26 protein-coding genes are annotated in these 20,868 nt (G+C 63.9%); 25 read left to right on the forward strand and 1 reads right to left on the reverse strand.

All coding sequences use genetic code 11. From position 1 onward, the window contains the following. The first annotated feature begins 66 nt into the window (after positions 1-66). From HF690_RS08560 to nagA, 3 genes are all read left to right on the forward strand, one after another. Complete coding sequence (locus HF690_RS08560) at positions 67-813, forward strand: GntR family transcriptional regulator (protein ID WP_168609142.1); 747 nt, start codon at positions 67-69, stop codon at positions 811-813. A gap of 100 nt (positions 814-913) precedes the next feature. Next, positions 914-1,924, forward strand: coding sequence for an SIS domain-containing protein (locus HF690_RS08565; protein ID WP_113065078.1), 1,011 nt, complete (start codon positions 914-916; stop codon positions 1,922-1,924). Positions 1,925-1,997: 73 nt separating this feature from the next. Next, positions 1,998-3,140 carry an N-acetylglucosamine-6-phosphate deacetylase gene (nagA, locus tag HF690_RS08570; RefSeq protein ID WP_168609143.1) on the forward strand — a complete coding sequence of 381 codons (1,143 nt, stop codon included), beginning with the start codon at positions 1,998-2,000 and terminating at the stop codon, positions 3,138-3,140. 34 nt (positions 3,141-3,174) lie between these two features. Here the strand turns inward: nagA and HF690_RS08575 are convergent, their stop codons facing one another. Further along, positions 3,175-3,735, reverse strand: a complete 561-nt coding sequence (locus tag HF690_RS08575; RefSeq protein WP_168609144.1) for a VOC family protein — start codon at positions 3,733-3,735, stop codon at positions 3,175-3,177. A 182-nt stretch (positions 3,736-3,917) separates the two neighbouring features. Between HF690_RS08575 and HF690_RS08580 the strand changes: the two genes are divergently transcribed. The 22 genes from HF690_RS08580 to HF690_RS08685 all read left to right on the forward strand — a co-directional run bounded on the left by HF690_RS08580 (position 3,918) and on the right by HF690_RS08685 (position 20,867). Continuing rightward, complete coding sequence (locus tag HF690_RS08580; RefSeq protein ID WP_168609145.1) at positions 3,918-4,496, forward strand: GNAT family N-acetyltransferase; 579 nt, start codon at positions 3,918-3,920, stop codon at positions 4,494-4,496. Between the two features lie 11 nt (positions 4,497-4,507). Beyond that, entirely contained in the window at positions 4,508-5,392 is an 885-nt protein-coding gene (locus HF690_RS08585) for a universal stress protein (protein ID WP_168609146.1), read from the forward strand. A 155-nt stretch (positions 5,393-5,547) separates the two neighbouring features. Continuing rightward, positions 5,548-5,931 carry a hypothetical protein gene (locus tag HF690_RS08590; RefSeq protein WP_205300818.1) on the forward strand — a complete coding sequence of 128 codons (384 nt, stop codon included), beginning with the start codon at positions 5,548-5,550 and terminating at the stop codon, positions 5,929-5,931. Between the two features lie 82 nt (positions 5,932-6,013). Then, complete coding sequence (locus HF690_RS08595) at positions 6,014-6,229, forward strand: hypothetical protein (protein ID WP_168609148.1); 216 nt, start codon at positions 6,014-6,016, stop codon at positions 6,227-6,229. Positions 6,230-6,239: 10 nt separating this feature from the next. After that, on the forward strand, positions 6,240-7,373 hold the full coding sequence (locus HF690_RS08600; RefSeq protein ID WP_168609149.1) for a tetratricopeptide repeat protein: 1,134 nt from the start codon (positions 6,240-6,242) through the stop codon (positions 7,371-7,373). Between the two features lie 11 nt (positions 7,374-7,384). Next, positions 7,385-7,648 carry a flagellar biosynthetic protein FliQ gene (locus HF690_RS08605; RefSeq protein ID WP_168609150.1) on the forward strand — a complete coding sequence of 88 codons (264 nt, stop codon included), beginning with the start codon at positions 7,385-7,387 and terminating at the stop codon, positions 7,646-7,648. A 2-nt stretch (positions 7,649-7,650) separates the two neighbouring features. Further along, positions 7,651-8,418 carry a flagellar biosynthetic protein FliR gene (locus HF690_RS08610; RefSeq protein ID WP_168609151.1) on the forward strand — a complete coding sequence of 256 codons (768 nt, stop codon included), beginning with the start codon at positions 7,651-7,653 and terminating at the stop codon, positions 8,416-8,418. 2 nt (positions 8,419-8,420) lie between these two features. Continuing rightward, positions 8,421-9,491, forward strand: coding sequence for an EscU/YscU/HrcU family type III secretion system export apparatus switch protein (locus HF690_RS08615; protein ID WP_168609152.1), 1,071 nt, complete (start codon positions 8,421-8,423; stop codon positions 9,489-9,491). Then, a complete protein-coding gene (locus tag HF690_RS08620) occupies positions 9,491-11,557 on the forward strand; it encodes a flagellar biosynthesis protein FlhA (RefSeq protein WP_168609153.1) in 2,067 nt (688 codons plus the stop codon). The genes HF690_RS08615 and HF690_RS08620 overlap by 1 nt, the downstream gene beginning before the upstream one ends. Positions 11,558-11,567: 10 nt before the next feature. Beyond that, the gene (locus HF690_RS08625) at positions 11,568-12,245 is read left to right on the forward strand and encodes a flagellar hook-basal body protein (protein ID WP_168609154.1); all 678 of its coding nucleotides are present in this window, start codon (positions 11,568-11,570) and stop codon (positions 12,243-12,245) included. A gap of 8 nt (positions 12,246-12,253) precedes the next feature. Next, positions 12,254-13,021, forward strand: a complete 768-nt coding sequence (flgG, locus tag HF690_RS08630; protein WP_168609155.1) for a flagellar basal-body rod protein FlgG — start codon at positions 12,254-12,256, stop codon at positions 13,019-13,021. Further along, entirely contained in the window at positions 13,021-13,722 is a 702-nt protein-coding gene (flgA, locus tag HF690_RS08635; RefSeq protein WP_168609156.1) for a flagellar basal body P-ring formation chaperone FlgA, read from the forward strand. The genes flgG and flgA overlap by 1 nt, the downstream gene beginning before the upstream one ends. After that, positions 13,667-14,329, forward strand: a complete 663-nt coding sequence (locus tag HF690_RS08640) for a flagellar basal body L-ring protein FlgH (RefSeq protein ID WP_338042892.1) — start codon at positions 13,667-13,669, stop codon at positions 14,327-14,329. The genes flgA and HF690_RS08640 overlap by 56 nt, the downstream gene beginning before the upstream one ends. Next, positions 14,329-15,450 (forward strand): flagellar basal body P-ring protein FlgI, encoded by a 1,122-nt coding sequence (locus HF690_RS08645; RefSeq protein WP_168609158.1) that lies wholly within the window; start codon positions 14,329-14,331, stop codon positions 15,448-15,450. The genes HF690_RS08640 and HF690_RS08645 overlap by 1 nt, the downstream gene beginning before the upstream one ends. A 10-nt stretch (positions 15,451-15,460) precedes the next feature. Beyond that, positions 15,461-15,829 (forward strand): hypothetical protein, encoded by a 369-nt coding sequence (locus tag HF690_RS08650; protein ID WP_168609159.1) that lies wholly within the window; start codon positions 15,461-15,463, stop codon positions 15,827-15,829. Positions 15,830-15,833: 4 nt separating this feature from the next. Continuing rightward, a complete protein-coding gene (locus tag HF690_RS08655) occupies positions 15,834-16,238 on the forward strand; it encodes a flagellar basal body rod protein FlgC (RefSeq protein ID WP_168609160.1) in 405 nt (134 codons plus the stop codon). After that, on the forward strand, positions 16,238-16,537 hold the full coding sequence (gene fliE, locus HF690_RS08660; protein ID WP_168609161.1) for a flagellar hook-basal body complex protein FliE: 300 nt from the start codon (positions 16,238-16,240) through the stop codon (positions 16,535-16,537). The genes HF690_RS08655 and fliE overlap by 1 nt, the downstream gene beginning before the upstream one ends. A 17-nt stretch (positions 16,538-16,554) precedes the next feature. Next, the gene (gene fliF / locus HF690_RS08665; protein ID WP_168609162.1) at positions 16,555-17,970 is read left to right on the forward strand and encodes a flagellar basal-body MS-ring/collar protein FliF; all 1,416 of its coding nucleotides are present in this window, start codon (positions 16,555-16,557) and stop codon (positions 17,968-17,970) included. Further along, the gene (locus HF690_RS08670; RefSeq protein WP_168609163.1) at positions 17,967-18,431 is read left to right on the forward strand and encodes a hypothetical protein; all 465 of its coding nucleotides are present in this window, start codon (positions 17,967-17,969) and stop codon (positions 18,429-18,431) included. Before fliF ends, HF690_RS08670 begins: the two co-directional genes overlap by 4 nt. After that, positions 18,428-19,093 (forward strand): FliH/SctL family protein, encoded by a 666-nt coding sequence (locus tag HF690_RS08675; protein ID WP_168609164.1) that lies wholly within the window; start codon positions 18,428-18,430, stop codon positions 19,091-19,093. The genes HF690_RS08670 and HF690_RS08675 overlap by 4 nt, the downstream gene beginning before the upstream one ends. After that, complete coding sequence (locus HF690_RS08680; RefSeq protein ID WP_240151690.1) at positions 19,090-20,418, forward strand: FliI/YscN family ATPase; 1,329 nt, start codon at positions 19,090-19,092, stop codon at positions 20,416-20,418. The genes HF690_RS08675 and HF690_RS08680 overlap by 4 nt, the downstream gene beginning before the upstream one ends. Further along, entirely contained in the window at positions 20,415-20,867 is a 453-nt protein-coding gene (locus HF690_RS08685; RefSeq protein WP_168609165.1) for a hypothetical protein, read from the forward strand. The genes HF690_RS08680 and HF690_RS08685 overlap by 4 nt, the downstream gene beginning before the upstream one ends. Position 20,868 lies beyond the last annotated feature (1 nt).

Consider the following 20,868-nt stretch of genomic DNA (forward strand, 5'->3'; position numbering starts at 1 on the left):
CGGATTGGTTACGGTTACATGCTGTACCAGTTGCTTGATTGGTATTGCACTGGTATTTTGGTTGGCATGGAAAGCGCTCTGCTCGATGAATACCGGCGTCAGGCCGAGGACACGCACGCCCCGGCGTATCTGCGCCTGCGCCGTGCGATCCGCACCAGTGTCGAACGCGGTGCGCTCGGCCCCGGCCACGCGTTGCCGAGCGAGCGTGAATTGGCACGTCACTTGGAACTGTCCCGTGTCACCGTGCGCAAGGCGTTGGCCGGACTGGTCGAGGATGGTGTGCTGACTCAGCGCCACGGCGCGGGCACGTTCGTCGCCGAGCGCATCGTCAAGCCGCTGTCGAAACTGACCAGCTTCACCGGCGATCTTCGCGCGCGCGGGTTGAATCCGCGTTCGGTGTTCATGGAGCGCGAGGTCGGCGAGGTCACGCCGGAAGAGGCCATGGCGCTCAATCTCTCGCCGGGCGCGCTGGTGGTGCGGCTGTACCGCCTGCGCTACGGCTCGGACGAACCGCTGGCGGTGGAGCGTAGCGCCATTCCGCACGACATCGTCAACGATCCCGAGATGATCGAGGACTCGCTCTACGAAGTGCTCGAGAAACTCGGCTGCCGTCCGGTGCGCGCGCTGCAGCGCCTGCGCGCGGTGAATTTCAACGCCGAACAGGCGCGTCTGCTGGATGTGCCCGAAGGCAGCGCCGGTCTGGCGCTGGAACGACGCACCTTCATTGCCGACGGCCGCCTGGTCGAGTACACGCGCTCCTGGTACCGCGGCGATGCCTACGACTTCGTCGCCGAACTGCAGGGTGAATCATGAATCCGTCGACGCCCGCCTGCGTCGCCGCGCGCATCTGCGCGCCCGAATCGAGGACATCGATGCCGTGAACGAGCAAGCCGCGAATCCGCAACAGACTTTGATGCACCAGGAAGCCGCCGAGGCGCCGCGCGTGATCGAGCGCCAGCTGGCCGAGAATGACGCCGTGGTGCGCGAACTGGCGACGCGCCTACGCGCTGCGCCGCCGCGCTTCATCGTGACCTGTGCGCGGGGCAGCTCCGATCATGCAGCAACCTTCGCCAAGTACGCGTTCGAGACGCGGCTCGGTCTGGTTACCGCGTCGGCCTCGCCCTCGGTCGAGTCGGTATACGCTGCACCGCAGCAGCTTCGCGATGCGCTGTTCGTGGCCATCTCGCAATCGGGCAAGAGCCCGGACCTGCTGCGCAACGCCGAGGCGGCGCGTTCGGCCGGCGCGCACGTGGTCGCGCTGGTCAACGTCGAGGACTCGCCGTTGGCGGAGATCGCCGACACGGTGATTCCGCTGCGCGCCGGTCCCGAACGCAGCGTCGCCGCGACCAAGAGCTATCTGGGCACGCTATCCGCGATCCTCCACATCACCGCGCACTGGAGCGCCAACGCGGCCCTGCACGATGCACTGACTGCGCTGCCCGATGCCATGGGCAGGGCGTTCCGGCAGGACTGGTCGCCGCTGGTCGAAGGACTGCGCGATGCCCGCAATCTGTTCGTGCTCGGGCGCGGCTACGGCTACGGCGCGGCGCAGGAATCGGCCTTGAAGTTCAAGGAGACCTGCTGCCTGCATGCCGAGGCCTTCAGCACTGCCGAGGTCAAGCACGGTCCGATGGCGCTGGTCGGCGCCGATTTCCCGATGCTCATGCTGGCGCAGGACGACGGCACGCTACGCGGCGCGCTGGACGTGGCGCGTGAATTCCGCGAGCGCGGCGCGCGGGTCTGGACCGCCGCGCCGGGCGACCGCCACGACGATGCCTTGCCGATCGTGCCCGCCGCCGATCCGCTGTGCGCGCCGCTGCTGGCGGTGCAGAGCTTCTATCGCGCGGCCAATGCGTTGTCCATGGCGCGCGGGTACGACCCGGACGTGCCGCCGTACCTCAACAAGGTCACCGAAACCGTCTGATCGGTCGGCGCATCCCCGGCGCCGGCCCGCATCCGTCCCTCCCCACACCGTTCCAGTTCGAGATCCACGCCTCATGACCACCGCCTTCATCAACGGACGCATCCTTACCAATCACGGCCTGCAGAGCGGTTGTGCCGTGCTGGTCGAGGACGATCGCATCGCCGGCCTGGCGTTGCCATCCGACCCCCGCGTACGCGCCGCCGAACGTCACGATCTGGAAGGACGCTATCTGCTGCCGGGCTTCATCGATTGCCAAGTCAACGGCGGCGGCGGCGTGCTGTTCAACGAAGCGCCCACGGTCGAGGGCATCCGCGCCATCGGCGAGGCGCACCAGCGTTTCGGTACCACCGGCTTTCTGCCGACCCTGATCAGCGACGACGTCGACGTGATGCGCAAGGCCATCGCCGCCGTCGACGAGGCCATCGAAACGGGTGTTCCGGGCGTGCTCGGCATCCACATCGAGGGTCCGTACCTGGCGCCCGCGCGCAAGGGCGTGCACGACGCCGACAAGTTCCGCATTCCCGACGAAGAGGAATTGGCGCTGGTCAGCTCGCTCAAGCGGGGCGTGACCGTGCTGACCCTGGCCCCGGACCAAGTGCCAGTCGAGAAGATCCGTCGCCTGGTCGAGGCCGGCGTGATCGTCGCCGGCGGCCACACGGCTGCCGACTACGCGACCACGCGCGCGGCGCTCGACAACGGCGTGCGCGGATTCACCCACCTGTTCAACGCCATGACGCCGTTCACCAGCCGCGAGCCCGGCGTGGTCGGCGCGGCGCTGGAAGACCCGGACAGCTGGTGCGGCCTGATCGTCGACGGTCACCATGTGCATCCGGCCAGCCTGCGCGTGGCCATCGCTGCCAAGGCTGCCGGCAAGATGTTCCTGGTCACCGATGCCATGCCGCCGGTCGGCGCGCACGATCCGCACTTCGTGCTCAACGGCGAGACCATCACCGCCGAGGACGGCATCTGCCGCACCGCCGACGGCGTGCTGGCCGGTTCTGCGCTGGACATGGCCAGCGCCATCCGCAATTGCGTGCAGCAGCTCGACCTGCCGGTCGCCGAAGCGGCCCGGATGGCCGCCACGTACCCCGCCGATTTCCTCGGCTTCGAACGCACCCACGGCCATATCAGCGCTGGCTACCGTGCCGACTTCGCCGTGCTCGACGAGCATTTTTCCCTGCAGGAAACCTGGATCGGCGGTCGACGCCTTATCTGACGGGCGGATGTCCGCACGATGCCGGTCGCGCCGGTCATCGGCGCGAAGAGCGGCCCCGTCCGGGCAGTTTGCGCATGGCTTTCTTTTCCGGTGACTGGTTCCACTCCGGATGCTGCTCTGCAGCTTCCGCTAACGCCCGTCGCCAGGCCAGGTACTGCGAGGGAGACGGCAACAGCGGTGTGTGTGCGAGCTCCCAGTGGATGCCGTTGATCGGGTCGTCGAAGAACACCGCGTAGTAGCCGGGCGAGTAGATCGGGTAGGCCTGTGGCGCGTCCGTCACGGGTATCGCGTTCGGCAGCAGGAAGTCGCGATGAAAGGCATCTACTTCGCTTCGGCGTTTGGCCCATAGTGCGATGTGGTGGATGCCGACAGCGCGTTCGGCATGCTCCAGTCGATGCCCCGATTCCGCCGGCTGCACGCCAATGTAGCTGTGCGGGAACGGGAATCGCGCCATGTAGTAGGTCGAGCGGTAACCGAGGTCGAGCGTCCAGAAACTGCGGTAGCCGAGCCAGCCGAACATCCGGTCGTAGAAGCGGACCGAATTCTCATAATCGAGTACCGAGAATTCGACGTGATGTATACCGCGCCATCGCATGGCTGCCGCCTCCTATACATGTCGATCAAATGTTCATCCTGACTCGAATCATCGTATGCGACGCCGATATGCGCATGGATTGATCTTGGTCAAGATCTGCCCCCTTCTGCCAGCGTAGGCTGATTCCGTTACTCGCATTAGACGGTTCGCCGCGTTCCGAGGCGATCCAGGAGGCATGCAACATGTCCGACTTGAAAACTGGGCCAACGCCCGATCATGGCAAGACGCCGTTTCCGCCCGCGTTGTTGAGCGGTGATCACTGGATCGAGGAACTTCATGACGGCCATCATGTGCTGATCCGTCCGATTCGCGCCGAAGACCGCGAGCGCGAGCGCGTCTTTATCGAACGGCTTTCACCAGCGGCCAAGCACTATCGCTTTCTTGGTGAGATGCGCACGCCGGACGAGCGTCTGCTGGATCTGATGCTCAACGTCGACTACACGAACACGATGGCCTTCATCGCCCTGGTGCACGACGACGGTGAGTTGCGCGAAGTCGGCGTCAGCCGTTATGCCGCATCCGGCGATTCGCGCCATTGCGAGTGCGCGGTGACCGTGGCCGAGGACTGGCAGCATCGAGGGCTCGGCGTGGCGTTGATGCGCCATCTCATCGACATGGCGCGCCGCAACGGATTCAAACAGATGTTTTCCGTGGATGCTGCCGACAACGAGCCGATGCGCGAGTTGGCCGAATTCCTCGGGTTCCGCCGCAGCACGGACCCGGATGACGCTACGCAAGTCATCTACACGCGGGATCTCTGAAGGCCGACGGAATGCATCGTGCACAGTCGCAGGCGCGGGTCGAAGCGTGTCGGGAGCCGTCTCCGGATGGCGTCGTCGGGAGCGATATCCTCGCGGTGGTCACGACGACCGCGCCGTGGAGTGCGGCCGCCGAGGTGGCCGTCGCACTGGCGGCGCGTACCGGCGGCGAACTGACCGGCTGCCGTATCGATCCGGAGTGGCGCGAGCTTGATGCTGCGGAGTCCATGTCGATACCGGTGCTGGGTTCGGGCGCGTGGGACGACGATGCGCAGCGTCGCGATGATCGCGCTTTTGCGGAGTTCGCCCGTGAACGCGGTGTGGATGACGCGGCTTGGTGCACGGCACAGGCCGGTATCGCGCAGACGTTGCGGCAGCTCGGCGCGTGGCATGACCTGGCCGTGCTGGAGCGTGACATGGTCACGCCTGAACGCGTGCCCGACGTACTCGGTGAAGCCATGCTGGGATGCGGGGTGCCGTGCCTGTTGCTGCCGGATGGCAGGCGGCTTCCATCATGGCCGTTCGCGCGGGTGGTGATCGGCTGGAACGGCAGCATGGAAGCCATCCGCGCACTGCATGCAGCCCGCGGACTGTTGATGGCGGCCGATGCCGTGCATGTGCTGGATGGTGCGGTGGTCGAGGACGAAGTCGGTCGCGGACTGCCTCGTTTCGATCCGTGTCGCTATCTCGCGCGGCATGGCATCACGGCGTCCCGCAGTCGTGTATCGACCGACGTGGGTTCGGCGGGAGAGGTCCTGCTGGACGCTTCCGTGCGGCTGCATGCCGACCTGCTGGTGATGGGAGCCTACGGGCGTTCTCATCTACGTGAGCGGGTGGTGGGTGGAGCCTCGCGCTACGTGCTGGAGCATGCCGAAATTCCGCTGCTGATGCGGCACTGAGCAAGGCATGACACCGAACGGTTGCTCGAATTGTTATGCATCGAGCCGTATGCAAGGTGAGCGTGAACCATGAGCCCCACGGCGGTGGGATGTGTTCGCGATATTGCATGTTGTACGGTAAGGTCCGTGCCCAGAGCAGTACGGAGGAATGCTTGTTGAATTCGAATCGAATTCCGCCTGCGGCGTCGGCCGCGGAGCTTCTTCGTGATCTCGGCGTGGCCCGCTCCGGGCCATCGACTGCGCGGAAGTCGGGGGCCGAGAGCAAAGCCGGTGAGGGCGCTTCGAACAGCGAGGCTATGCGTGATCTGCGTGGACGGATCGCGCGGTCCGTCGAGGGTGTCGACTTGGACGATGCTGCGTCGGTCGCACGTGCTCGTCAGGCCGCGATTCGGGAGATTCTTCTCTGGGAGTTCGGAGACCGACTCTCGGAAGATCCCGAGTTCGGCGCGCTTCAGGATGCGGTGGAGGCTGCGATGCAATCCGGCCGAATCGGCACGGAGCGATTCCTGGATATGGTTCGGGCGCTCCGGAAGAATTGATTGCAAGAAATTGTTTTAATTATATATTTTATCCTTCTTATACCGTGAAAATGGCGCGTTTCCCGATCGCGCGAAGTGCGTGATGATTGGCACCAAAGCGGAAATCTTCATCCTGAAGAATTCTGTTGACATTTATCCTGAGTTCATTTTAGGCTCGATCAAGTCGGGGTGGCGCATACCAAAAAAACAGCGCCGCGTTTCGATGAAGTCGGCTGATACCAGCCAGAACATTCTCAGGGGGCAGTACCTAAAGCGATCTGATTCGAGCCAAATGGCTCGATGGATGGGTTTGGGCTGAAAGGGAAGTCATGAGTCGTGTCGAGCGATTGAAGTCTTTTTACGAGCACGATCCGCAAAACTCCGCGTTGATCTGTGATCTGCTCGATGCATACATGCAAGACGGCGTGTTGCAGGAATGCATTCGATTCCTGGCCGATCTGCCGGACCATGTGCGATCCCAGCCGGGTGTCCGTTTTCGCGAAGCGCGCGTGGCGATGCTTCGCGGAGAGCTTGAGGACGCGGCCTCTCTTTTGCAGTCGCTGCTTGATTCCGGGACCGATGCCTGGGCCATTCGCCACGATCTGGCGCTGGTGCAGTCGCACATGGGGGATCCCGAGGCGGCTTTGCAGACCCTGTCTCCACTCCTTTCCGACTCCCGGACCGACTCGAGCGTGCGTTTGCTCGAAGCGCGGTTGCGATACAGCAAGGGCGAACTCGATACGGCGCTCGAGGTCACTGAGAACGTGCTACGCGCATCCCCCGACGAGGCGGATGCGCAGGGGCTGCGCGCTTTGCTGCTTTTCGATATGGGCGAGATTTCGACTGCGCGCGAAGCGGCCGAACGGTGCCTTTCGACGCACCCGGGACAGTCCGATGCGATGCTGGTTGCGGGAACAGTTGCGCTGTGGGATCAGCGTCTGGACGTGGCCGAAACTGCCTTGAGCGAGGTGGCGCGCAATCCGGCTTTTGCCGGTCGCGCACTGTCCGGCCTCGGTCAGTTGCACATGGTGCAGGGAGAGCTGCCCAGGGCGATCGAGACCCTGGAGCTTGCTGTACAGAGGATGCCCGGTCATATCGGAACCTGGCATGCCCTGGCGTGGTGCCAGTTGCTTTCCGGTGACGTCGGCGGTGCGCAGCGAAGCATCGAAAAGGCTTTCGAGCTGGATCGTTCGTTCGGTGAGACGCATGGTGGCTTCGCTATCGTGCATGCGCTTCATGGACGCACCGAGGAGGCCGAGGCGGCGATCCGTCGAGCGCAGCGCCTCGATCCGAACGGACGGAACTTCCTCTACGCCAAGGCGCTTCTGCTGAGGGCCGAAGGCCGCAACCAGGAAGCGGTGCTCATTGTTGCCGGCGTGCTTGAGAGTGTGCCGAGTATGCAGGGCCAGGATCCTGCCGCGGTGCTCGACCGACTCGCCGCCCGCATGGAGCGGCGAGACTAGGAAGGCACGGCATGGACGCTGATCTCGCAATGCACCTGCTCGCGGAAACGCTGCTGACCGCAGCCAAGGTTTCTGCCCCCATCCTGCTGAGCACGCTGGCTGTAGGACTCATTATCTCCATTCTGCAGGTCGTCACGCAGATTCAGGAGATGACCCTGACCTTCATCCCCAAGCTCATCACGGTGGTGGTGGTCTTCCTGTTCGCCGGCGCATGGATGATCGACATCGTAGTCGGTTTCGCCCGGCACCTGATCGATATCGCGGCAGGGATCTAGGCATGGATGACATGACCCCGACCCTCGCTCGTTTCCTTCTGGCCGGTTCGCGTTTCGCGCCGTTGCTGCTGGTAAAAGCCGCATCGCCGCTGGCGTGGGTTCCGTTGTATGTGCGTCTGACGCTGCTGCTGATCGCATCGCTTTTCGCCGTGGGCATCGTCGTGCCCGTGCAGGCGGGAATTCCTGGGCTGGATCAGCCGGTCGCTCTGCTTGTCGTTCTGCTCGGCGAATTCGTCTTCGGTTTCGGTCTCGCGCTGGCGGTGATTCTTCCCGCTGCAGCCGTCGGGTTTTCGGCTCGCGTGATCGATGTGCAGTCGGGCGTGTCCGCCATGACGATCCTGAATCCCTCGAATCCGTCGGCGGAGGCCATGGCCGGCACGGCGATGCAGTGGGTGGTCACGCTGATCTTCTTCGCGCTGGGCTTCCACCTGCTGCTTCTGAATGGCTTCTATGCCTCGATGAAGCTGGTTCCGTTGGGCGCCGCCGGCATGTCGGTGACGCCCACGCTATTTCTGTCCCTGCTGGGGCGGCAGTTCCTGCTGGGGCTTTCGGTGTCGGCGCCGGTGATTCTCGGTTTGTTCGCGGTGGATGCGGCCGTCGCCTTCGTCAGTCGTTCCATGCCGCAGGCCAACATCTACTTTTTGGCGCTGCCTCTGAAAGTGGCCGCGGCATTCCTGTTGCTGGCCATCGTTCTGAAATTCGCTCCGCAATGGATCGGGCGGATGTTCGGTGATGCGTTCACCACGCTTGGCCTGGATGCGAGGCCGTAGTCATGGCAGAGCAGGAGCAGGATCGTACCGAAGAGCCGACGCCGTACCGGTTGCAGGAGGCGAGAAAGAAAGGGCAGGTGCCGCGCAGCACCGACCTTGGCAGTGCCATCGTGATGGTGGCGTTCTGCTTTGCGTTCAGCGCGGCGGCCGGCAACGTGGCACTGGCGTTGAGCCAGGCTCTGCGCCGATCCATTCTACTGGCGGGCAACTCCCCGGAGCTCGGAAAGGCGCTCGTGCATTGGGTGGGCGCTGCATTCGATCCCGCATGGCAGGCCCTGACGCCAGTGCTCCTGGCGGTGCTGGTGGCGGCGGTGGCAGGGAATGTGTTGCAGACCGGTGGCGTGTTCACCACGCATCCCATCAAGCCTGATTTCACGCGCCTGAATCCCGCGCAGGCCATGAAGCGCCTGTTCGGTCTGAAGACACTCTGGGAGCTGGGCAAGCTGGTCGTGAAGACCGCGCTGCTGTGTGCGCTTGCGTGGTATGCGCTGCATCGGCTGGGTGTGGTGGTCAGTGCCAATGCATTGGTCAGTCCGATGGAGCTGCCCCGTTCGCTTCATCGCGTATTCGTGAGCGTCTCGATCTGGATCGTCGGCATCTTGCTGGCGGTGGCCTGCGCCGATCTGTTGTTCTCGCGCAAGGAGTTCGTGCGCAAGTTGCGCATGAGTCGCCGTGACATCAAGGACGAGATCAAGAAGCGAGAGGGTGATCCGTCCGTCAAGTCCAAGCGGCGCAAGCTGGTTTCCGAGTTGCTCAAGCGTTCGCGCTCGATACAGCGCGTGGCCGATGCCGACGTGGTGATGACCAACCCCACGCATCTCGCCGTGGCGTTGCGCTATCGCCCCAAGACCATGCTTGCTCCCGTGGTGCTCGCCAAGGGAACGGACCGTGCCGCGGCCCGCATGCGCGAGTACGCCGCCCGACACCGGGTGCCGGTGCTGCAGTCGCCGAAACTGGCTCGCGCGCTGTTCAAGCAGTGCGGGATCGATCAGCCGGTGCCGGCCAGCCTCTTCACGCAACTTGCGCCCGTCTACCGATGGTTGATGGCGCGAGACAGGAGCCGATTCCTCTGATGAAGAATCTTTTCGAACAATTGCTGGGAAGCAAGCGCGACCTCGCTTTGGTGCTGGCGATGATCGGAATTCTGATCATCCTGTTCATGCCCATTCCGCCTGGGTTGCTCGACTTTCTGCTGATCCTGAATCTGAGTGCCGCCCTGCTGGTGCTCCTGATCACCTTCTTCACCGAAACGCCGTTACGTTTTTCCACGTTCCCGTCGCTGTTGCTCATCACGACATTGTTCCGGCTGGCGCTGAACATCTCGGCGACGCGTCTGATTCTCGGCCATGGCGAGGCCGGTCGCGTGATCCATGCGATCGGCTCATTCGTGGTAGGCGGCAATTACGTGATCGGCCTCGTCGTCTTCCTGATTCTCGTGGTGGTCCAGTATGTGGTGGTCACCAACGGCGCCCAGCGCGTGGCCGAAGTGGCGGCGCGATTCACGCTCGACAGCATGCCCGGCAAGCAGATGAGCATCGACGCCGACATGAATATGGGGCTGATCGACGAATACGAGGCGCGCGACCGACGCGCCAAGATCGAACGCGAGGCCAGCTTCTACGGTGCGATGGACGGCGCGACCAAGTTCGTCAAGGGCGACGCCATCGCCGGCATCGTCATCATCCTGATCGACATCGTCGGCGGTCTTGCCATCGGTATGGCGCAACACGGCATGACCTGGGCCGACGCCGCGCATCGTTACACGTTGCTCACCGTTGGCGACGGCATCGTCACGCAGATTCCGGCGCTGGTCATCGCCGTTGCGACCGGCATCATCATCACGCGCGCGGCGACGGATGCGCAGCTGGGTACGGAAGTCGTGCGTCAGGTGCTGTCCAATTCCCGCACGCTGTTCATCGTTGCGCTCGCACTGCTGGCCTTGCTGGTACTGCCCGGTCTGCCGGCCCTTCCGGTGGCCCTGGTGCTGGCAGGTGTGCTCGCACTCGCGATTTTCACGGTGCGCGAAAAGCGTGCGGAAGTCTCCGAACAGATCCTTCCCGAACAACCTGCCGGAGCGGAAAGCGAGGAAGACATCTATGCGTTGCTCCGCATCAATCCGGTAGAACTGCACCTCAATGCCGCGCTGATGCGTGGGTTGGAGGAGCGGTCGGTCGAGCTGTCCGAACAGATCGCCAATTTCCGCAAGAAGTTCGCGCTCGACTGGGGCTTCGTTCTTCCCAAGGTAGTGATTCGCCAGGATCACCCCGTGGGGACCGACAGCTACGAGATTCACGTGCAGGGCGCCCGTACCGGGCGAGGGCAGCTGCAGCTCGATGCGCTGCTTGCCATCAGCCCGGGCGGCAAGCGGGCGAAGCTGGAAGGCGAAGCGACGAAGGATCCGGCCTACGGTTTGCCGGCGGTGTGGATTAGTCCGGAGCAGCGGCAGTTTGCCCGTGGTGCGGGATACACGCTGGTGGACCCGGAAACGGTGCTGCTGACCCATCTGGGCGAGGTGTGCAAACGCCAGATGCCGGAATTGCTCACGCGGGCGGAAACCGAGCGTCTGATCCAGCCGGTGCGGGAAAAGATGGGCACGCTGCTGGACGAACTGGTGCCGGCGGTCATGTCGTACAGCGACATCCAGAAGGTGTTCCAGGAGTTGCTACGCGAGCACGTGAGCATCCGCAACGTCGGGACCATTCTCGAAGTGCTGGCCGATGCCGGGAAGACGATCAAGCAGCCCGACGGTCTGGTCGAGCGCGTGCGCGAGCGGCTCGGGCCGGAAATCTGCCAGAAGCTCTGCGACAACCAGGGCGTGTTGCACGTCCTGACGCTGGATCCGGCGCTCGAGCGCTCGATCATCAGCACGGCGCGCACGTCCGAAGGCCATGCGCTGCTGCTGAACGACGCCAAGCAACTGGATGCGCTGCTCTCGAACATCGCCAAGCAGGCGGACGCGATGATGGCGCAGAACCTGTTCCCGGTTCTGCTGTGCCAGAGCGTGATTCGTCGTCAGGTCCGCAAGCTTCTGCAGCGTGCGCTGCCGCACGTGGCGATTGTGGGCATCAACGAAGTTTCATCAACGATCTCGGTGCGTTCGTTCAGCGTGGTAGCTGCGAACGTTGCCGAGGCGGCTTGAAGGAGAAGTCATGGACAGCACGCTTTCCGGCATCACCAGAGCCCTCTCGCGTGACGTGGAGGCGCTGGATGTAGTCAGCCAGAACATATCCAACATGCGCACGCCGGGTTATCGCGCCGAGCACATCACGCAGGATTTCGCGCAGCGGGTGGCCCAGGCGCGCCTGCAGCTCGATCTCTCCGATGGCGCGATCGAACAGACCGGGCGTCAGCTCGATGTGGCGCTGCAGGGAAACGGCTTCTTCATGGTCGATGCGGGGGGGCAGAGCCTGCTTTCCCGCGACGGTCAGTTGCAGGTCGATGCGAACGGCATCCTGACCGATGCAGCGGGTCATCCGGTGCTCGGCGAGTCGGGACCGATTCAGACGGATGGAAACCCGATCTCGATTCGTAGCAACGGCGAAATCGTTCAGGCCGGTCATGTCATCGACCGCATCCGCATGGTCGGGATCGGCCAGCCGGAGCGACTGCAGGGGGTCGGCAACGGACTCTATGCCTACGACGGCGAGATCGTCGACTGGAACGGCATGATCCACGCCGGCGCGCTGGAGGCCGCCAACGTCAAACCGGGCGAGGAAATGATCCGACTGATGCAGGTGACGCGCCACGCGCAGACCCTGCAGCACGCCGCGCAGGCATACGACCAGGTTCTTCAGACCGGCATCAGCCAACTCGGAAAACAGGGGTAGGACTCATCATGATCGATGCTCTTTACATTGCCGCCTCGGGTTTGCAGGGCGAACAGACTCAGATCGACACGATCTCGAACAACATGGCCAACATGCAGACGCCGGGATTCAAGCGTTCCCGGGTCAGCTTCCAGAACATCGCGGCGATCACGCCGCAGGAAGTCGCGGCCGGTCAGCAGGCGCTGTCCGCGGGAGAGGGCACGGAGACGCTGCCCGTGCACGCGGACTTCACCGACGGCACGTTGAAGCAGACTTCCAACCCGCTCGATCTCGCCGTGCAGGGGAAGGGCTTCTTCGAGGTCACGACCGAGGCGGGCGATCGCCTGTACACCCGTGACGGCCAGTTTCACGTCGACGCCCAGGGCTACCTGGTCACGGCGGGAGGCAACCGGCTCTCCAGCGATCTGCAGATTCCGCCGGATGCGAAAGACGTCAAGATCGACACGAACGGGCGCGTGATGGCGACGCTCGGTACCGATACCGAACCGACCGAGCTGGGCCAGATCGAACTGGCCGTGTTCCCCAGTGATTCGGGCTTGCAGCCGGTTGGCAACAACGCGTTCATGCCCACCGCCGATTCCGGTGAGCCGAGCATCGGGCGTCCCAACCAGTCCGGTTTCGGGACGGTGCACCAGGGCATGGTGGAGCAGGCCAATGTCGACATGGTTCACGAGATGACGTCGCTGGTGCTGGCGCAGCGTGCATATCAGCTCAACGCACGTGTGCTCCAGGCTGCGGATCAGATCCTGGACACGATCAACAACCTGCGCCGCTGATGCTGACGAACCTCCTGGCCATGCTGATGCTCGCGACCTCGGTCCATGCCTCTGCCCCGAACGGTGCGCATTACCAGACCGTGCCGACGGCGCGCCTGGTGCGCAGCGCGCGTGCCGTGCTGCCGGCGAAGCCGGTATCGACGCATGCCTCCGTGATCGGTGCGCCGAAGGCTCTGCGCGTTCCGCGCGGCAAGGTCTCGCTGCGTGCAGTCCGGCCTTCCGGGCATTGGCCGCGCGCGCGTGTGGCGGTGCCGGTGCGGGTTCTTGTCGATGGCGTCGCACGCGGGCAGGCGACGATCTGGTTCGCAGTCCGTGCACCGGCTTCGGGATGGGTCTTCCGAGGCGACATGCCCGCGGACGCCAAGGTGGACGCATCGGATGTGGTCACCGGCGATTTCGATCGTGCACGCATCCACAGCGTTCCGGTGCAGAACATGAGCCGCCTTTCGGATATGCGCCTGAAACACGCCGTGATGGCGGGCATGCCGGTCGTTCAGGGCGATTTCGAAGCCGTGCCGATGGTCGACGCACAGTCCCGCGTGGAGGTCCATCTGGCCATGGGCAACATCCGTATGGAAGTGAAGGGGCAGGCGCTGGCCTCCGGTGGACACGGAGACGTGATCCCGGTGCTGGTGCACGGCGCCAGTGCGCCGGTGCGCGCAAGAGTGCAATCGCAAGGAGTGGTCCAAGTTGTTCAATGAATCCAAAACATCTGTCCGGATCGGGCTCTGTCTGTTCCTGCTCGTTTCGTCGGGCGCATGGGCGCAGCAGCGCGCCAGCACGGATACGCCGCCGGGTTCACTGATCCAGCCGGATTCGTATCGCAGTCTGGTGGCGGACCGTCGCGCACATGAAGTCGGTGACATGCTGACCGTGCTGATTGTCGAGACGGCCCGGGCCAGCGCCAGCGCGAATACCAACGCGGCGAGTGGCGTTCGGCTCGACGGTCAATTACAGGCGCATCGTCTGACGCACGATTACGGTCTCGGACTCTCCGGTTCAGATGCAGGGCAGGGGCAGACCACGCGCGCGGGTGTGCTGCAGGCGCAGCTCGCCGTTCGCGTGACGGCGGTCGAGCCGGGCGGAATTCTGCATGTGCGCGGAGAACAGACCGTCGTGATCAACGGCGAGAAGCAGCGCATCGCCCTGACCGGGCTGGTGCGCGAAGCAGACATCCTTGCGACGAACGAATTGCCCTCCGACCGCATCAGTGACGCGAAGATCGAGTTCACGGGACACGGCGATGTCTCCGCGTCGCAGCGGCAGAGTTTCATCTACCGGTTCATGAAATGGCTGAGGTTGCTGTGATGCGTCGATGCACAATTCTTCTTGCGCTACTGCTGGTCGGCGCAGCGAATGCCGCGCTCGGCGCGAGCGGGCCGGTGCGATTGAAGGCGATCGCACGCATCGAGGGCGCGCGAGACAATGCGCTGACCGGATACGGCATCGTCATCGGCCTGGCCGGTTCCGGCGATTCCCGGAAGAACCTGGTCACCAGCCAGTCCGTGGCCAACGCCCTGAGTCACTATGGAATCAAGATCAGTCCGCAGGACCTTTCCACGCGTAACGTCGCCGCGGTGATGGTCACGGCCACGCTTCCCGCGTTCGCCGAGTCCGGGCAGAAGATCGACGTCGAGGTGTCTTCTCTCGGCGACGCCAGAAGCTTGAGTGGGGGCATGTTGTTGTTGACTTCACTCAACGGCCCGGACGGCAAACTCTATGCCTTGGCGCAGGGTCCGGTTTCCGTCGGTGGTTATCTGGTGCGTTCGTTCGGGAGCCGGGACCAGCAGAATCATCCGACCGTCGGCCGCGTGCCCGATGGCGCCACCATCGAGCGCGCGGCACCGCTGGGACTTTACGGCGACGGTCAATCGCTCGATGTCGTGCTGTATCAGCCGGACTTCGTGACGGCAGAGCGTGTCGCCAATTCGATCAATGCGCATGTCTCCGGTGTGCGCGCCGAAGCGATTCACGCGGGAAAGATCGAGGTGCATCTGGATCATCCGCGCAAGAACGTCGTCGGACTCATCGCGTCCATCGAGACTGTGCCGGTCACGCCGGATTCGGTCGCGCGCGTGGTCGTCAACGAACGCACCGGCACGGTGGTTTCCGGCGGTGACGTCAGTATCGGCGCGGTGACGGTCTCGCAGGGCGATCTTCGCATCGTCGTGCAGACGCACTACCAGGTTTCGCAGCCGGATGGAGCCTACATTCGCCCGTCGGGTGCGATCGGTACGGCCGTGGTGCCCGACACGCACATTCATGTCGGACAGCCGGAGGCGCGTGAAGTCTCGATTCCGGGAGGCGCGACGGTGGCGGATCTGATTTCCGCATTGCGCGCCGTGCATCTATCCACCAGGGACGTCATCACCGTGCTGCAGTCGATCAAGGCGGCTGGCGCGCTGCATGGCGAACTCGTTATCCAGTAAGGAGGGGCATATGGACATCACTACCGAAGCGGTTCGTGTCGGACTCGGCATGGCGCAGGCGCAGGCCTGGGCCGCGAGCGCCAACATCGCGGGCGTCGACGTGCCCGGCGCGAAGGTATACCGGACGGATTTTTCTGAGGCGCTCAATGCGCTCGATGCCGCATCGCGGGATGTAGCCGGTGCGGGGAAGGCCCTCTCCGGCATGAGCTACGAACGGATCACGGATGGTATCGAGAAGGATCCGTCCCGCAGCGCGGATCAGGTCCGACTGGACGATCAGGTGGCGCAACTGAATATCGCCAACACCACGTATCGAACGTTGATCAACGGCCTTTCAAGGCACTACGCGTTGATGCAACTGGCCATCAAGGGGGAGTGATTGCATGAGTATGGATGCGTTGTACGCCGTCAGCCGGTTCGGTCTCAATTACGAACGGCTTCGATTGCAGGCGGCCACCCAGAACATCGCGATGTCCGACGTGCCGATGCGTCCGGGGACTTCCGCGCACGCGATGCAGGTCAATCTGGCCCCGGACTTTTCTCGGGTGCTGGATACGGGAGACGCCTCCCGGATGTCGCTGCATGCGCAGGACGTCGCGCTGAAGAAAGTCCACGACCCGTCCAATCCGATGGCGGACGCGGACGGCATGGTGGCGTATCCGAAGATCGACCTTGTCGCGCAGATGGGCACCTTGCTCTCTGCCAGTCGCGCCTATGAAGCCAATGTTCGCGCCTTCAACGTCCTGCACGACATGACGCTGACCGCACTCAACCTGGGAGAACGCTGATGATGATCGATGCCGTGAACGCCGTCGGCGGTGCCGGGGCACTGAGCGTGGAACGGACCACTTCGGCGGCCAGCCCAGAGGTCGGATTCGACAAGATGCTGGGCGACGGACTGCACAGCTTGAACACGAAGATCAATGCCTCCGACGAGGTGCTGCGCGCCATGGCTGCCGGCAAGGACATCCCCGTGCACGAAGCAATGATGGTCATGGAACAGGCGCAGATGAGTCTGCAGTTCGCCGTGCAGGTGCGTAATCGGCTGGTGAGCGCCTATCAGCAGATCATGCAGATGCAGATCTGATTTCGAGTATTCAGAACATGGCACAGTTTTTTCAGAATCTTTCGACACGCGCGCGCATCGGTTTCGCTGCGTTGGTCCTCGTCATTCTCGTGGCCGCGGGCGTTGCGATCTGGTGGACGATGCAGTCGACGTATTCCGTGCTGGCGCAGGATCTTCGTCCTGCCGATGCGACGGAAATCAGCAGCGCGCTGTCGAAGTGGGGTATTCCCTATCGTTTCGAGAATGACGGCAAGAATCTGCTGATCCCCTCGGATCAGGTCTATCAGACGCGCATCAAGCTCGCCGAGCAGGATATCCCGCATGGTGGCGCTTCCGGCTTCGAACTGTTCAAGGACTCCGACTACGGCGTAACCGAGTTTGCGCAACGGGTGAACTATCAACGCGCGCTCCAGGGCGAGCTGGAGCGCACGATCGATTCGATGCGGGAGATCCAGTATTCGCGCGTCCACCTGACGATTCATCATGCGGGGCTGTTCGATACCGGCAAGGAGGCCTCGAAGGCGGCCGTGACCCTGGTGCTGCGTCCTGGCCAGAGCATTCATCAGCGTCAGGTCCGCGGCATCCAGCGCCTGGTGGCCTCGGCCGTGGAGAGTCTGAAGCCGACGGCCGTGACCATTCTCGATCAGAGCGGTGCGGTGCTTTCCCGTTCCGGCGACGGCGTGCAGGGCGTGGGCGACTTCGGGGACCGGATGGCCCAGCAGACGCGTATCGAGAACGAGCTGAAGGCGCAGGCGACTTCCTTGATCGAGCGCGCGCTCGGGACCAGGAAGTTCACGGTGTCCGTGGCCGTTCGATTGAATTACGACAAAGTCCATACCGTTCGCGATCGGCTGCTTGCCAATGGCAAGAGCGGTCGGGGACTGCTGGTGAGCGAGAAGAGCGATACCCGCCCGGGCGGAAGCGAGGTCAGCGGCAAGTCGCATCGCGACATTCATAGCCGTGAAGTCACCTATGCCCATGGCAAGGAGAGTCAGGATGTCGTGCAGGCGCCCGGGCGCATCGAGAACATCTCGGTTGGCATCGTGATTCCCGGGGGGCTCGACAACAAGCAGGTCGTGGCGCTGGATCGCGTTGTCTCGGCCGGCCTCGGCATGGATGCGGCGCGAGGGGACCATATCGACATCGCCAGCGTGCATCCCGTGAGTGCGACCATGCCGGCGCATGCCGCATCGGCAACGTCGTCGAATCGGTTCGCGGTTTCGGCCCATGCTCCGGTCATGAAGTCCCAGAGGCACGTACGCGCCGGGGTCTGGTCCGCAGTTCGCGATTGGCGCGCATGGGGTATGTACGCCGCATTGGCGGTGGTGCTGGTCCTGCTGATCATGGTGATCTTCCTGGCGCGGCGCAGCCGCGGCAAGAAGCGGATGTCGCCGGAAGAGCGCGATCGCGTGCTCGACCAGATCCGGCAGTGGTGCAGGGAGCCGGTGGCATGAATCCGCTCGAGGCACGCAAGGCCGCTCTCGCGCTGGCCGCCATGCACCGGTCGGACCGGGCCTGGATCCTGCGCCGCCTGCCTGCGGACGAAGCAGCCCAGCTGCGCAGCATGAGCCGCAAGCTGCGGTCCATGGGTGAAGTCACGCCCGAGCTGGTCTCTTGTGTGCAGGAGGAGCTGGACGACGGAAGCGTGTACGCCGTGCCGCCGCCGCCGCAGGAACTCCTTCTCGCCCTGCGCGATCTTTCTCCGTACTGGGCCGCCACGGCTTTGCGCGCCTGCGCGCCCGATCATCTGGACATGTATGCAGCCAACTGCACGCCGGAACGGGCGGCTTCGGTGCGCGCGTGTTTCGAGTGCTTGCCCGATCGTTTGCCGAAAGGCTATGCCCACGCGGTTGCCGAGCGGATGCATGCGCGGACTTCCGCCAACGATGCGGTCCGGGAGGGAAGCGAGTCATGATCCGCAAGGTGGCGGCATCCCGGGTCGAATTCGGCGAGGCTCCGCGCGAGCTCGCGCGTGACGGCGGGCCACGCGTCGTGCCGACCGAGCCCCTGCAGCCGGTTGAGTATGATGCGGCCGAGACCGAGGCGTATCGCGCGGCCTATCTGGAAGGGTTCGACGCCGGCTATGCCGATGGCGACAAGGAGGCGCGCGGCAAGCTCGAGGCGGCCGAGCAGGCATGTCGCGAGGAGCAGGCTGCGCTCGAAGAAGTCAGAACGCAGTGGCGCGAGGCCTTGAGCAATTCTTCGGCACAATTCGAAGCGGCGCATGAATCGGTGTTCGCCGATGCCGAGGCGCTCGCCGTGGAAATCGCCTTCACGGCGTTGTGTCGCATCCTGGGCAACATGCAGAAAAAGCGCGCGGTCGTGGAGCGCATGTGCCGCAAGCTGATTGCGGAGCGCAATCTGTCGTCGCCGCGCGTGTGCGTCTCTCGCGAGGATTTTCCGGAATTGCCCGAAGCCGACGACGGCATCGAATGGGAAATTGACTCGACGCTGGGGCCGGGGGAGTGCGTCGTGCGCACGGCCAAGGGCGATGTCGAGGCCAGTCTGCAAAGCCAGCTTGCCTCGATCATGCAGGCGCTGCTTGCGACATTGAAGCCGAGAGGCGTTGGCGCATGATGCTTTCCCGGGCCAGCGTGGATGCCATTGCGAATGCCGAGCTTTGTGCATTCCGTGGCGAACTGGTCGCGAGTGCCGGCAGCGTGCTCGAGGCGCGCGGACCGGATGTATCCATCGGCGAACTGTGCCTCATCCGTGACGAGCACGGCGGGCGCGACATTGAGGCGGAAGTGGTCGGATTCCGTGAGGGTCGCGTACTGCTCATGTCCTACGGCGATACGCATGGACTGTCGGCGGGTGCACGCATTGTCGCCATGGGCGGGCGTCGCGACGTGCCGGTCGGCGAAGCCATGCTCGGTCGTGTGCTCGATGCCTTCGGCAAGCCCCTCGATGAAGGCCCGCCGTTGCATTACGAAACCCGCAACCCGGTTTTCCGCGAACCGCTCAATCCGATGCACCGGGAGCCGATCAGCGAGGTGCTGGAAACGCGCGTGCGCGCTATCGACGGGTTGCTGGCAATGGGGCTGGGGCAGCGCGTGGGCGTGTTCGCAGGCAGCGGCGTGGGCAAGAGCACGTTGCTGGGCATGCTCGCCACCCAGGCGCAGACCGATATTTCGGTGATCGCCCTGATCGGCGAGCGTGGCCGTGAAGTAGGCGATTTCGTGACGCAGGTTCTCGGCGAGGAGGGGCTGCGCCGCGCGGTGGTGATTGCCGCGACAGCAGATCAGCCGCCGCTGGTGCGCGTGCACGCCGTGCATGCGGCGCACGCGGTGGCCGAATATTTCCGCGACAAGGGCAAGAACGTCATGCTCATCCTCGACTCGATGACGCGCTACGCCATGGCGCAGCGAGAGATCGGGCTGGCCGCCGGTGAACCGCCGACGTCCCGGGGATATCCGCCTTCAGTCTTCAACCGCTTGCCGGCGATCGTCGAACGATGTGGGAACGTGCGCGAGAAGGGATCGATCTCGGCGATTTACAGCGTTCTAGTCGAGGGCGACGACATGAACGAGCCGGTGGCCGATCACATGCGCGCCATTCTCGACGGCCACATCGTGCTGTCTCGGCAGTGGGCGGATCGCGGCCGTCTTCCGGCCATCGACCCGCTGCGCAGCGTGAGCCGCTTGATGAACCAGCTTGTCGACCGGTCCGCACGGGAAGTGGCGCGAAAGACGCGCCTGCTTCTTTCGAAGTTCGAGGAGGCCCGGGACCTGATCGCCATGGGCGCCTACAAGGAAGGGCATGACGCGGAACTGGATCATGCGGTGAAGATCTCGCCCGCGCTGGAACGTTTTCTTTCCCAGGAGCCGGGGGACAGCACGCCGCGCGATGAGGCCATGCAGCAACTCGCGGATCTCGTGTTGAATGAGGAGTCGGCCGCATGAGCATGCGACGAATACGGACTTTCCGGGCCATGCAGCGCGTGGCGCGCGTGCAGGAGGCCGAAGCCATGCTCGAACTGGCGCTCGCCGTGAGCGAGGAACACGCACAGGAAGAGGTGGTCGATGCCGCCACGGAGCGCGTGAACGTGGCGCAGAAGGTCGCCGGAGAGATCATTCGCGAATCCTCGACGCAGATCGGGCGCCTGGTGCTGATGCGCGAACTGTGCGACCGGCTCGGTGAGCGTGTCGATCACGAGTCCGCATCGCTGAGTCTTCTGCGTGAGGTCAGCGCGGATCGCGCCCAGAAACGTTCGTCCCTGCATCACTACCGCAGCCGGGTCGAGGAAGCCGGGGAGGCCGCGGCCATGGAGGATCATGCGTCCAAGGCGCGTTCCCAGGCCGAGACTGCGATCCAGGGCTGGATCTTGAATCGTTATCTCGGAGGGCTGTGAT

This window comes from Oleiagrimonas citrea (genome assembly GCF_012395255.1).
Classification (GTDB): domain Bacteria; phylum Pseudomonadota; class Gammaproteobacteria; order Xanthomonadales; family Rhodanobacteraceae; genus Oleiagrimonas; species Oleiagrimonas citrea.